Consider the following 13,035-nt stretch of genomic DNA (forward strand, 5'->3'; position numbering starts at 1 on the left):
AATTAGGCTAAATAAGGGATTTGAGAAATTGCTTCTGTAAATGTGCTGACGGGCCTTCTGCATGCCCGATCAAAGCAAACATAAATTAAGGCATTTCCTGTCGAATCGGGAGTCTTTGCCTGAAGAATAGGGGCACTTTCTGTCGGAGATTCTGACCATGCCAAGACGATATTCGGCAAATAAGCCTTCTGAAATTCAAGTGCCAGAGCCTCGGCACCTTTTCCTACAATTGCGATCTCTGCAGTGGGCACCAGCATTTCAAGGTAGAGATTTGCCCAATTGCACAGGAATCCCGGATCTCGGCTGATCAAGTCCTGCATTCCTCCGAGCATTTTCCGGGCGATATCGGCATACTTTTCCTGATAGGAAAGCAAGGAAAGCCGATGAAGATTACGGGCCATCACAGAATTGGAAGCCGGGATTACATTGTCGAAAAGCTCTTTTTTATTGGCAATCAGCTTTTCGGCTTTTGGATTGTTGAAAAAGAAAAAGCCATCTGATTCATCGTAAAATTGTTGGATGCAAAAGTCTGTTAGCTCCTGAGCTTTCTGTAGGAATGCAGAATTTCCAGTTGCCTCAAAGGCTTGGATTTCTGCCTGAATCAGCGCGGCATAATCTTCCAAAAAGGCGGGAGTGTAAGCTTTGCCGTTTTTGTAAGAACGGTACAAGATTCCATCCAGAATCATCTTTTCCTGGATAAAATTCAGATTGTTCAAAGCTAATTTCAGCATGCCTCGATCTCCGGTCGCTTGAAACGCTTGAATCAATCCTGTGCTAATCCAGGCATTCCATCCTGAAAGAACTTTATCATCTTTACCTGGGAAAATTCTCTGATTTCTCCTTGCCAGGAGTGTGCTTTTAACAGCCTTAAGTTTGGCTTGAAAATCCCCCAAATCCAAATGAAAGGAAGAAGCGATTTCAGAATAGGGTTGCGTCTGAAAAAGGATATTTACGCCATTTTCCCAATTTCCCACTGGTTTGAGGTTGTAGAGTTTACTCAACCAAGGCAATTCTTCAGCTACCAATTCCTGTAATTCTGCATAGGTCCAAGTGTAGAATTTTCCTTCTTCCTCTTCACTGTCTGCATCCTGAGCGGCATGGAATCCTCCATCTTCCTGAAGCATCTCTGCTTTTAGCCAAGCTACCGTTTCATGTACCTTTTCCAAAAAGAAGGGGTCTTGACTGACTTGATAGGCTTTGGCAAAGAGCTGCAAAAGTTGCCCGTTGTCGTAGAGCATTTTTTCAAAATGGGGAGCAAACCATTCTCCATCCACGGAATATCTTGCAAATCCACCTCTGAGTTGATCGTAGATACCGCCCATTCCGATCTTTTTCAAGGTAAAAAAGACCTTCTCTTTTAATTCCTCATTTTTGGAAAGCAGGGCATAATCAAGTACAAATTGCCAAATCACTGGCATGGGAAATTTCGGGATTCGATTCATCCCTCCCCATTCCGGATCGAATTGAGCACTTAACTTGGCAGCGATCTCACTGAGTTCATCAGGATCCAGGTCCCCGATCTCAGCTTGGATTCCGTATTTTTCAGTTTCTTTTCGATTCAGGCTTTTACCAAAGTTTTCCGCACTCTCTGCCAGCTGATCGGCATGCTTGGCAAAGGCATCTGCAATATTAGCCAGAAGCTGTTTCCATTTGATATTGGGGAAATAGGTTCCTCCATAAAAAGGCTTCTGATTGGGCATCAGAAAGACATTCAAGGGCCAGCCTCCCTGCAATCCCATGGCTTGAACCGCATCCATGTAGATGTTGTCCAGGTCGGGTCGCTCTTCCCGGTCGATTTTGATGCACACGAAATGCTCGTTCATCAAGTCAGCTGTAATCTGATCCTCAAAGCTTTCCCGTTCCATTACATGGCACCAATGGCAGGCGGAATAGCCAATGGATACCAAGATGGGTTTGTTTTCTACCTCTGCTTTTTTCAAAGCCTCAGGTCCCCAGGGGTACCAATCCACGGGATTATGGGCGTGTTGGAGGAGATAGGGGCTTTGAGAGTGGAGGAGACGGTTAGGCATTTGAGAATTATGAATGATGAATTGAAAATTACACGAAATAGATTCCCCCTTTTAAAGGCGGGCAGGGGGATTTAGTAGTTCCGAGACGGATTTAATCTCCTTAGAAAAATCAAGTTCCCTATGTATTCGTTCCAGTTTGACGAGTAAGTTTTGAAGGAATTTCTGGTGAGAATCAGATTCAGGATTAAATGGGCGATGGGCTAGTTCAAGTTGGATTTTCTCAATTTCCCTGACTTTTTCCTGAGTTGGAGCTTTGAAAACGGACTTTTTCCACTTTTCCCAAATGTAATTTTCTGCCTCTTCTGTAGGATGGATCAGATCAGATTTATAAAACCGATAATCCCGCAACTCGTCCATCATGATCTCATAAGCCGGGAAATAGCTGACCATGTTGAATTGTTTTTCCAAGCGATCGCAAAGAACTCGAAGCAGACTTTTGCTGAGTTGATTTTCAGCAATTCCATCTTTGGTATGCCTCACGGGACTGACTGTAAGGATGATTTTGAGCTGAGGAAAGGAATTGGAAATTGTTTCTAACAAATGTGTCATGACAAATTCCATTTCTTCTAATTCACTGAGTTTTTTGGTGAAAAGAGAGTTAGACTGTTTGTGGCAGTTTGCCACCCTTCCCAAATCCTGATGTTGGTAAATCCAGGATGTGCCGAAAGTGAGAATCAGATGTGAACCTTCTTGAAGAAATGTTTTGATCTCCTGAATTTTAGAATCGTAGAGATTTTTTAATTCATCCTGTGAACTGGCCCGGAGATCTGAGTGGGCAGAATAATGCATAAACCTTCCGTCGAATGCCAGAATCTTTTGCTCATCCAATGGATATCCAAAAATGGCCTGATCCAAAAGGTCTGCTAGGTTCATGGGGTGGAAAATTGTTCCAAAGGGATTGATCAGGATGTCAAATTTGGAGTCCTTCATTTTTTGCCCGATCGTCTGGGCAAAGCAGGATCCCAAGCTTAGAATCTTACTCTGATGTGATATGGGAAAAGGAGATTCAGGGATGGGGAAATCTATTGACCAACGCATGGGATGAAGTTACAATAAAATCAAAAGGCACCTTTTGAGATGCCTTGGAGCGGGTAATGAGTCTCGAACTCACGGCCTTCAACTTGGGATCCGCCCTAGCGGACTACCAAAGAGCTACACCGGCTTTTTCTCTTGGTAAAATTAAAAATAGGGAACAGTAAACTTCAAATGTTTTTTTTCATTATCCCCAATTCCCGGCACATATTCAGGACCTGCAAATCCCCAAATCCATATTCAGGAATTCGCTTTTGAAATTCTCTGAAAATGAACCCAAATTCAGCTTCAGGGTTGGTTTTATGAATGGCCATCAAGGTTTCTTTAGGCTTTCCCAAATATCCATTTTTGGGGATCATTTCCTCCCAGAATTTCAGCGCTCTTCGAAGAAAGGGTAGGTAGGAAAAGTGTTTTTCGGCTAGCTTTTGGGCCTTTTCCGGATTCTTGTTTTGGAAGAATGCCCATACCATTTTCAGTACTTTCCGCTCCTCAGTTTCTAATTTGATAGGATTATGGGCGTATAATTCCAAAAGTTCTTTTTGATCCAGATATGAAAAACTAAAAGGGGAGCTTGGAGGAGGAAGCACCAGCAAAACTTTCAGTTCTTTTCCCTGAAGCATGGAAATGCTGAACCATAAGTTTACCTGACAAAAAAGATCCTCTTCAAACCAGCAATAAACATGGGATCCCTCTGGAATTCTGGAGATTTTTTCAATCTCTTTTTGGGAGTAATCGGAATAGTCCAATTCTGGATTCTGAGGAAAGCTTTTCTCGATAAAATCTTTTCGCATTCTCCAGAATTCTTCCATAGAATTGGCCTTGACTGGTCCATCGATTAGGCACTCCCGAAAGGAAATGCGTTCTCCGGGGATTTCATCCGGAAACTGGGACAAAAGCGCATCTCCATTCAGGATGTGAAAAATCATTTCGTGGGATACTTGGCTTTGGTGGATTGATAGGATTTGGCAATAAGCTCTCTTAAAACATCGGGATTTAAGTCTGCCAGTTTGTTGGCATAAATACAAGCCACGCTTTTTTTGTGCTTTCCAAGTTTTGCTAATAAAGGTTCGGCCTCCTGAGTCGCACAGCCTAATAAATACAGGGAAATCGCAGCTTTTCTCGGTGAAAAACCCACAATAGGGGCATCCCCTTCGTGACCTGAGTCATATTTGTAATGGTAGCTTCCGAAACCAATGATGGAAGGTCCCCACATCACCGCCTTTTCACCGGTTACCTCTTCCATTATTTTCTTTAATTGAAATGCATCTTCACGTTTTTTGGGAGATTCTACCTGATTGATAAAGTCATCCACTGAGTCATAAGTAGGTTTGGTTTTGTTTTCTGCCATGATTAGTGCTGGTAAAGTTCTATAGGTAATTCATCTGGATCGGAGAAAAAGGCAAACTTTTTCCCAGTAATCTCATCAATTCTGATGTCTTCCACTGGTATCCCTAAGTTACGAAGCTTTTCCACTTGAGATTCTATATGAAGGACTTCAAAAGCCAAATGGCGAAGGCCACAGGCTTCTGGTCTAGATACCCGAGCTGGAGGATTAGGAAAGGAAAATAGCTCAATCAGGTAAGCGCCATTCAGTGTAAGATCGAGTTTGAAAGACGCTCTTTCCATCCGATGTACTTCCCGGATTATTTCAAATCCTAAAATTTCGGTGTAGAATTTTTTCGACCGCTCGTAATCTGAGCAGATGATGGCGATGTGGTGGAGGTTTTGGAGTTGAAGCATGTTTTTTTCTTGTCAACCGTCCACGGTCCACAGTCCACAGTGAGAAACCGTTGACGAATAATTAGTCCATTAAATGTTTTTTCAGGAATTCGGCGGTGAGGTTTCCCACACGGACCATATTTCTCCAAAGCATCCAGTGATGGGTATCTCCGGGGATTAGTACCGCTTCGTAAGGCATTCCCTTTTCTTCAAATCTTCGGATCAAATCTGTGGTCTGACTAACATTGACATTGCGGTCGTCATCCGAGTGAATGAATAATACCGGGCTTTTCCAGGTATCCAAATCCGCAATCGGAGATGATTTCCAGGCGATCTCTTTGGCTTTTTCATAATCAGGAGCCACTTCATACCCATCAGGTAGCTCGTATCTACTATCCAAATCATGGACTCCATGAATGTCAACGCCCACTTTGAATAAGTCAGAATCTCTCGCCAAAGCCAAAGCGGTCAAATATCCTCCGTAGCTACCCCCATAAATTCCGATTTTATCCCCATTCACTTGAGGAAGGGAAGCTAGGAATTCTCCTCCGGCTTTGATATCCTGATATTCCACGGCACCTTGATAGTAACCATAGGCGGGTCTATGAAACTCATAGCCATATCCAATTCCCAAGCGATAGTTTACGGAAAGCACCACAAAGCCCAATTCAGCCAAGTACTGGTTGTAGGCATAGGTATTGGAATAATAGTCCATGTAGCTCCATCCTAAAAGCATTTGGCGCTGAGGTCCGCCATGCACAAAGACTACCCCTGGTTTTTGAGCTGGGCCTCCTTCTTTTTCGAAAAGTTGTCCATAAACCGTGGTTCCATCAGGAGCTTTAAAGCTGACTTGTTTGGGAGTGACCAGTTTATTTACAGGAAAGTCGCTTGGAATTAAAGATTCCTGAAGGAGTCGGCTTTGGTTTCCTTCCTTGATGGCAACCAAATGCGAGCGCTTCGGAGTAGCGGAGAAGTAGACGATTTTATTTCCTGTACCCATAACAACAGGGTAAGCTTCGATCCCAGAGCCGGAGGTTTCCCAGATAAGGTCTTTGGTCCTGAGGTCGATCTTGCCAATATGCCGCCTATCCAAATCTTCCTTTTCAGCACCAGTATTTGCAGAGAAAACCACCTGATTTCTATTGGGACTGAAATTGATCTGTTCGACCATATACTCACCTGGAGTCAGTGAAGTCAATTTTTTTGATGCAATGTCCAAGGCAAAGAGATGCTGCCAGCCTTCATGGTAGGATTCAAAGACTAATTCATTCTCATTGGGGAAAGCAAAAAATCCATAGCGATAAGATCCGCGAAGCGTTTCCGGAGCTTTCCAGAGCATTTTTCCGGCTCCAGAATTCACATCAGCAATCCAGATTTCCCAAGGAATATGTCGGGGTTCCAGAAGGGGAAAGGCGGTCCCGTTTCCTCCTTTGGTTTTGATAAAGGCTAATTTTCTTCCATCAGGAGACCATTTGGGCTGAGAATAGCGATGGAATGAAGGCGCAATCCAATGAATAGGAGTTTCGGGATTTTCATAAATTCCCAATAGCTGGTGTCCTCCTCGGTTAACGGTAAAAGCTAGTTTTTTTCCATCCGGTGAAAATTCCAAAGAATTGACATTTCCTTTGATCTGGAAGAGTTGAGTAGGTTTTTCATTTCCTAAAAGATCGGCTTTCCAGACTTGTCCACCTTTGAGATAAAGGAGTTGGTTTTGAGGTCCAAGAGTGAAATCATCTCCCTCCACTACTGCTTCAGTTTTCTTGTCGGCTAGGTTGATTTTCCAGATTTCCACTTTGGGAAGAGTAGGTAAGTTTTGGGCATTGACCGTGGAAGAAGCATTTCCTCCACCATGATCCCCACCTCGTACAAAAACCAGCCAATTGCCATCTGAGGTGAATCTTAAGCTGCTGATTTCTTGTCCATCGTCTTCATTGAACTGTGTCACTTTCACTGGGGTGAAATCAGGTCCTTCGGCAAAGTACACGTTTCTTTTCCCTTGCTCATTCATCGCCCAGGCGATTTTTTCACCAGAAGGGGAGGAGGTCAATTCCGAAGGAAAGCTGAATTTGCCTACTTGCTCTAGAGTGAAGCTTTGGGAAAATAGCCAAAAGGGAAAGAAAAGGAAGAGGAATAAAGGCAGTGATTTTTTCATTTTAATAACGGTCATGAATGAAATAGAGAACTTTTTGCAGCTCGGTTCTCAAATCGTTGGTAGGAATTTGGTAATTGTTTAAGAGGCAGGAAAAATGAAGAATCTTACCTCTTTTGGTCAGGAGATATCCGCTTAGGGCGGTGGTCATGCTCAGGGAGCCAGACTTTGCATACACATAGGGCGGCTGCCCTTCGTCAGCCTTGTACCAATTTCTGATGGTTCCGGACTCTCCACCTGCTGGAAAATAGGCCTGGATTTTCTCCCAAGGAACTTCCTCCCGAATTTTTCCCAAGAGTGCAATGATTGACCTCGGGGTAAACATATTCCTTGCAGAAAGTCCTGATCCATCTACCCAGATGGGTTCATCAGGAAGGTTTTTCAATAGATTTTCCTTGGCATAATCGATTGCATCTGCCGTGCTGAGGGAGTTGTTGAGTTGGTCAGAAACTAATAGCAGGAGTTGCTCGGCGAGGAAGTTGTCGCTGATCTTCATCATTTGGGCGTAGAGGCTGTCAGCTGGAGCAGTTTGCAGTTTTTTAGGATCGGCATTTAGGTAGTATTGATTTCGGATCAGCGTGATAGATCGCCCGGTCGCTTCTTCCAAAAGTCTCTTGGTTAATTCTGGAGAGGTGATAGAGGGGATATCAACTTGGAAGGCTTCGGTTTTGGCCTTTTCAGTAAAGAAAAAGGGAAATGTATTCTCGGCTCTTTTTCGGCTGAAGGAATAATTGTAAGTGCCAAACTTAGGCACTGATTCAAGTTCAGGCTTAAATCGGAGAGGATAAACCCTGAAATCCTTCTCTTCTTTAGATTTGCTAAACCGGACTACATTTCCATAGACAGGGAATGCAGATCTCTCAGCTGCATAATAATAAGGATACCAATCCCAAGACCATCCCGGACCAAAGGCAGAAACCTGAGCAAAGTTGTCCACCAAAAAGAGCTTTTTATCACTGGATTTTAAAAACTCGATGACTTGATCATTTTTGAAATCTGGGTGTAAAAGACTGGGGTCACCTGTGCCCCAGAAGATCAGAGAATCGCCCCTTTCCAAATAATTTAAACCATTGACCAAGCCATCTCCCAAAATGGAATAGGAGGTGTAAAAAGTGAAAATTTTGGTATTGGAAGCAGGGATAAAGTATTTGTCAGAATTGATCTCCACCAGGGTTTTCCCTTTCCCCGGATCCAAAAGCATAAATCCTAAATGTCCTTTGTCAAAAACCTCAGACTTCTTGAGGGATGAGTTGATTTTTTGAACCGTGCAGGAGGAAAGGGCAATCAGCAGACCCAGGAGGAGTTTCTTCATTCCCTTAAAATAGAAAAAGCCATCCAGAAATCTGAATGGCTTTTCGTAAGGGTGGTTGATTGATTATTTCGTAATCGTGATAGTTTCAGTTTCGGTCTTTTTACCGTCCACGATCTTGATTTCTTTTTTCACTTCTTTTTTGATCACCTTAGAGCCATCAGCCATGGTATGATGCCCTTTTTCCGAAATATGAGGAGCAATGACCAAGGCCACGATAGACATCAGTTTGATCAGGATGTTCATGGATGGTCCGGAAGTGTCTTTGAAAGGATCACCTACGGTATCTCCAGTTACAGAAGCTTTGTGAGGCTCAGACTTCTTGTAGAAAGTCTCCCCGTTGATCACCACGCCTTTTTCGAAGGATTTTTTGGCATTGTCCCAAGCTCCGCCTGCATTGGATTGGAACATTCCCATCAATACACCAGACACAGTAACACCAGCCAGCATGCCTCCCAAAACTTCTGGGCCGAAGGCAAAACCAACGATCAAAGGAGAAATCAAGGCGATTGCCCCAGGAAGAATCATTTCACGGATAGAGGCTTTGGTGGATATTTCCACACATTTTTCATATTCAGGCTTAGCCTTGTATTCCATGATGCCAGGAATTTCTCTAAACTGACGTCTAACTTCATTGACCATGTCCATTGCTGCACGGCCTACCGCTGCAATAGCCAAAGAAGAGAAGATGAAAGGGATCATTCCTCCGACGAACAAGCCGGCCAAAACGTCTGCTTTGTAAATATCAATTGCATCAATTCCTGCAATTCCAACGAATGCAGCAAACAAAGCCAAAGAGGTCAAAGCCGCTGAGGCGATCGCAAATCCTTTTCCAGTTGCTGCAGTGGTGTTACCTACTGCATCCAAGATATCTGTACGTCCACGTACTTCTTCGGGAAGCTGGCTCATCTCTGCGATACCGCCTGCATTGTCTGCAATAGGTCCGAAGGCATCAATTGCTAACTGCATGGCTGTAGTAGCCATCATACCGGCTGCAGCGATCGCTACTCCGTACAGACCTGCAAATTCATAAGCTCCATAGATACCACCCGCAAGAACCAAAATTGGAAGTACGGTAGATTCCATGCCTACAGAAAGACCTCCGATGATATTGGTCGCGTGTCCTGTAGCAGATTGCTTGATGATGGACAATACGGGGCGCTTGCCCATGGCTGTATAATATTCGGTGATGATGGACATCAAAGTACCTACCACCAATCCTAGAATGATCGCATAAAACACGTCCATATTGGTAAACTCATAGCCTCTGATAGACAAGGTCTCAGGAAGCATATGTCTAACAATAAAGAAGGAAGCTATACCGGTGAATACGATAGAGGACCAGTTGCCCATGTTGAGGGCTTTCTGTACATCGCCTTTTTCGTCTTTGATGGTCACGAAGGCCATTCCCATAATGGAGAAAATGATTCCCAATCCAGCCAAAACCATAGGCAATAGGATAGGAGCGATTCCTCCGAAATTATCCAAAGAAACGATTTCACGTCCCAATACCATGGTTGCCAAAATGGTAGCGACATATGATCCGAACAAGTCAGCTCCCATACCGGCAACGTCACCCACGTTGTCACCTACGTTATCAGCGATGGTGGCAGGGTTACGTACATCATCCTCCGGAATTCCGGCTTCTACCTTACCTACTAAGTCAGCTCCTACGTCCGCTGCTTTGGTATAAATACCGCCACCTACGCGGGCGAAAAGAGCGATGGACTCTGCTCCCAAAGAAAATCCAGCAAGGACTTCCAGAGCTTTTTCCATTTCTACTCCATTCACTCCTGCTCCGAGGGATACGACATAGACTTGGTAAAAGACAATGAAAAGAGCTCCCAATCCCAATACTGCCAGACCGGCAACTCCAAGTCCCATGACAGAACCTCCGGTAAAGGAGACCTTCAAGGCTTGCTTAAGACTGGTTCGTGCAGCTTGAGTAGTTCGGACATTGGCTTTGGTAGCGATGTTCATGCCGATGTAACCGGCGAATGCAGAAAATACGGCGCCAATGAGAAAGGAGATTGCAATTACCGGACTGGAAGTCTCCACGAGGGTTCCAGACCAAGCGAGAACAATCCCAGCGATAATGGCAAAGTAGAAAAGGATTTTCCACTCAGCTTTGAGAAATGCCATCGCACCTTTGGCGATGTAGCCGGAGAGCTCCACCATTTTGGCATCTCCTGTTTCTTGCTTGCTTACCCAGGCGGATTTTACCGCCATGGCCAGCAGGCCGACCAGTCCCAGCGCAGGGACTACGTAAATCAGCGCTTGTTCCATAGGTTATAGTGATTCAATTTGGGTTTTATGAATAATCTGCCAAATATAGAATTAATCGTCTTCCTGCCAATTCCATTTGCTAAGAACCTCGGATTCATCACTTGTTGATTTCTAGGATCACCAAATAAAATAATGAAAATGGGATTTAAGGGATAATTCTTTAATGCAGCCAATCTGTCTTCAATTGCATATTTTCAAAAGAAAAAAGCCAATGTGATACTTTCGTGAACATTTACTTTTAGTTTTCTTGACTTATTGGACTAAGTATGAAAAAAATCCTTGTTGTCGAAGACGATCCAAATATCAATCAACTTTTGCTCCTCCATCTCCAAGATTTGAATTATCAAGTGGAAGTCTGTGATAATGGAAAGCGTGGCTTCGAAAAAGCCCGATCTGAAGAACTTGATTTATTGGTTTTAGATGTGATGCTTCCTGACATGGATGGGATTAGCATTTGTCAAAAATTGAGGGCTTTGGAGGTTTTTACCCCCATTTTAATGCTCACTGCTAAGTCTGAAGAAATCGATAAGATCATGGGACTGGAATCTGGAGCAGACGATTATTTGACTAAGCCATTCAAAATCCGGGAATTTCTCGCCAGAGTAAAAGCAATATTGAGAAGACAGGAATTGATGCGATTGGCCTCCACAAAGGAAAAATCCATGCTCAGATTTGGGCAACTTGAAATAGATCTGGAAAAGCGAAAGGTTCTTTTTGATAATAAACGAATTGAATTAACCCCAAAAGAATTTGATTTACTCTACCTCATGGCTAAAAACCCGGGAAGAAGCTATTCCAGAGGAGAATTACTTGAGCTAATCTGGGGCTATGATTTCAGCGGATATGAACACACCGTAAATGCCCATATCAATAGGCTTCGTGCCAAAATTGAAGCCGATGCAAACAATCCTTCCTATATCCTGACCACTTGGGGAGTAGGATATCGATTTAATGATGAACTCTAAAGCTCCTACCATGAAAAGTTTATATTGGAGAATTTCACTTTCCTTTATTTTGGTCCTTTTGCTCGTGGGAGCTTCCTATGTTTATATTACGGCCAAAAACTCACAAGAGTACTATCAGGAGACCACCCAAAAGCTCAACTCAGACGTAGCGACTTACTTAATTAAAGAAGTCAATCCTTTCAAAAATGGTCAAGTAAATGAGGTAGCGCTGGGGGTGATCATGCATTCGATGATGGCAGTAAACCCTGGGATTGAAGTTTACATATTAAATCCAGAAGGGGAAATTCTTTCTTATGTAGTATTGGATCAGTTGGTTAAGTTGAAGTCTGTGGATATTAATCCTGTCAAACAGTTCATTGAGACCCAAGGTGAGCAGTTTGTTTTGGGGGAAGATCCCAGAAACCCGGGTGGTTTTTCAGTCTTTTCGGCTGCTCCGGTTTATGAAAATGATATCCTTCAAGGCTATGTCTATATCACTTTAGAAAGTGAAAAATTTGATTCCATCAGTGCTCAACTTTTGGGCTCGTACTGGATGAGACTTTCTCTAAATTCTGTCCTGATTACTTTGGTGGTGGGACTATTAATTGGTTTAGTGCTGATCGCATGGTTGACCAGACATTTGAGAAAGGTAGTGGATACCGTGGAGGAGTTTAAGGAAGGAAATCTTTTGGCAAGGGTTCCTGCCTCTTCCTCCGATTCCGATTTAGCCATGCTGGGAAAAACCTTTAATTCCATGGCGGATACCTTGTTAAAAAATATTGAGGAGTTGAAAAACGTAGATACCCTTCGAAAGGAGTTGATTGCGAATGTTTCCCACGATCTCAGGAATCCCCTGGCAATCATTAATGGCTATGTAGAAACCCTCCAAATGAGAGAGGATAAACTTACTTCTGAGGAAAAGTCAAAGTACTACAAAATCATCCTCAACTCCGTAGATAAGCTCACCAAACTGGTTGGAGACCTTTTTGATTTGTCCAAACTTGATTCAGGCCAAATGCCTGTTAAAATGGAAATATTGAAGATTCAGGAGTTGATTTTTGACTCTAGCCTAAAGTATGAATTGCTGGCAGGAACTAAAGAAATACGGATTAAATCCAGCATTTGCCCTGATCTTCCTCCAGTGCAAGCGGATTTGTACCTAATGGATCGTGTGATCCAGAATCTTTTGGACAATGCTGTAAAATATACTCCCCCCAGCGGTGAAATTGAATTGGAAGCCTGCGCTGCCCCAGGTGGAGTTTTGATTCGGGTGAAAAATTCAGGAACTGGTATCCCAAAAGAGGACTTGGATTCTATTTTTGACCGATACTATAAAGTGGATAAAGATTACAAAGGAATCGAAGGGTCTGGATTAGGTCTAGCTATAGTCAAGAAAATCCTGGAGATCCATGGGACTCAGATTCAATTGGAGTCGGATTCTGTTTCTTACACCGAGTTCCAATTTGTCCTTCCAACCTAAACATATTTTTCTAAGACATAAAAAAGCCGTGTGAAAACGGCTTTTTTAATTTAGATAATTTTTTTGATGAATATCCACTTTCTTAC

The 13,035-nt window shown here is 43.2% G+C and carries 10 protein-coding genes; 2 read left to right on the forward strand and 8 right to left on the reverse strand.

The window, feature by feature from the left end:
- Window positions 1–2 precede the first annotated feature (2 nt).
- The 8 genes from G458_RS0112540 to G458_RS0112580 all read right to left on the reverse strand — a co-directional run bounded on the left by G458_RS0112540 (window position 3) and on the right by G458_RS0112580 (window position 10,525).
- A complete protein-coding gene (locus G458_RS0112540) occupies window positions 3–2,030 on the reverse strand; it encodes a thioredoxin domain-containing protein (RefSeq protein ID WP_026952207.1) in 2,028 nt (675 codons plus the stop codon).
- Between the two features lie 51 nt (window positions 2,031–2,081).
- On the reverse strand, window positions 2,082–3,068 hold the full coding sequence (locus tag G458_RS0112545) for a GSCFA domain-containing protein (protein ID WP_026952208.1): 987 nt from the start codon (window positions 3,066–3,068) through the stop codon (window positions 2,082–2,084).
- Between the two features lie 164 nt (window positions 3,069–3,232).
- A complete protein-coding gene (locus tag G458_RS0112555; RefSeq protein WP_035468196.1) occupies window positions 3,233–3,988 on the reverse strand; it encodes a DUF1835 domain-containing protein in 756 nt (251 codons plus the stop codon).
- Window positions 3,985–4,410: a DUF1801 domain-containing protein gene (locus G458_RS0112560; RefSeq protein ID WP_026952210.1), complete on the reverse strand. Its 426-nt coding sequence runs from the start codon at window positions 4,408–4,410 to the stop codon at window positions 3,985–3,987. The genes G458_RS0112555 and G458_RS0112560 overlap by 4 nt, the downstream gene beginning before the upstream one ends.
- Window positions 4,411–4,412: 2 nt before the next feature.
- Window positions 4,413–4,802, reverse strand: coding sequence for an SMU1112c/YaeR family gloxylase I-like metalloprotein (gene gloA2 / locus G458_RS0112565; protein ID WP_026952211.1), 390 nt, complete (start codon window positions 4,800–4,802; stop codon window positions 4,413–4,415).
- Between the two features lie 61 nt (window positions 4,803–4,863).
- Complete coding sequence (locus G458_RS0112570) at window positions 4,864–6,933, reverse strand: S9 family peptidase (RefSeq protein ID WP_026952212.1); 2,070 nt, start codon at window positions 6,931–6,933, stop codon at window positions 4,864–4,866.
- Between the two features lies 1 nt (window position 6,934).
- Window positions 6,935–8,242 carry a D-alanyl-D-alanine carboxypeptidase gene (locus G458_RS0112575; protein WP_026952213.1) on the reverse strand — a complete coding sequence of 436 codons (1,308 nt, stop codon included), beginning with the start codon at window positions 8,240–8,242 and terminating at the stop codon, window positions 6,935–6,937.
- Window positions 8,243–8,305: 63 nt separating this feature from the next.
- On the reverse strand, window positions 8,306–10,525 hold the full coding sequence (locus tag G458_RS0112580; protein ID WP_026952214.1) for a sodium-translocating pyrophosphatase: 2,220 nt from the start codon (window positions 10,523–10,525) through the stop codon (window positions 8,306–8,308).
- Between the two features lie 266 nt (window positions 10,526–10,791).
- Here G458_RS0112580 and G458_RS0112585 point away from each other — a divergent pair, with 266 nt between their 5' ends.
- Window positions 10,792–11,490, forward strand: coding sequence for a response regulator transcription factor (locus G458_RS0112585; RefSeq protein WP_026952215.1), 699 nt, complete (start codon window positions 10,792–10,794; stop codon window positions 11,488–11,490).
- Window positions 11,491–11,500: 10 nt separating this feature from the next.
- Entirely contained in the window at window positions 11,501–12,949 is a 1,449-nt protein-coding gene (locus G458_RS20745; protein WP_035468198.1) for a sensor histidine kinase, read from the forward strand.
- Window positions 12,950–13,035: the final 86 nt, after the last annotated feature.

The organism is Algoriphagus mannitolivorans DSM 15301 (assembly GCF_000429425.1).
Classification (GTDB): Bacteria; Bacteroidota; Bacteroidia; order Cytophagales; family Cyclobacteriaceae; genus Algoriphagus; species Algoriphagus mannitolivorans.

Coding starts and splice junctions, on each gene's coding strand:
- G458_RS0112580 (WP_026952214.1), bottom strand. CDS start 10,525: ATGGAACAAGCGCTGATTTACGTAGTCCCTGCGCTGGGACTGGTCGGC.
- gloA2 (WP_026952211.1), bottom strand. CDS start 4,802: ATGCTTCAACTCCAAAACCTCCACCACATCGCCATCATCTGCTCAGAT.
- G458_RS0112545 (WP_026952208.1), bottom strand. CDS start 3,068: ATGCGTTGGTCAATAGATTTCCCCATCCCTGAATCTCCTTTTCCCATA.
- G458_RS0112555 (WP_035468196.1), bottom strand. CDS start 3,988: ATGATTTTTCACATCCTGAATGGAGATGCGCTTTTGTCCCAGTTTCCG.
- G458_RS0112540 (WP_026952207.1), bottom strand. CDS start 2,030: ATGCCTAACCGTCTCCTCCACTCTCAAAGCCCCTATCTCCTCCAACAC.
- G458_RS0112560 (WP_026952210.1), bottom strand. CDS start 4,410: ATGGCAGAAAACAAAACCAAACCTACTTATGACTCAGTGGATGACTTT.
- G458_RS20745 (WP_035468198.1), top strand. CDS start 11,501: ATGAAAAGTTTATATTGGAGAATTTCACTTTCCTTTATTTTGGTCCTT.
- G458_RS0112575 (WP_026952213.1), bottom strand. CDS start 8,242: ATGAAGAAACTCCTCCTGGGTCTGCTGATTGCCCTTTCCTCCTGCACG.
- G458_RS0112585 (WP_026952215.1), top strand. CDS start 10,792: ATGAAAAAAATCCTTGTTGTCGAAGACGATCCAAATATCAATCAACTT.
- G458_RS0112570 (WP_026952212.1), bottom strand. CDS start 6,933: ATGAAAAAATCACTGCCTTTATTCCTCTTCCTTTTCTTTCCCTTTTGG.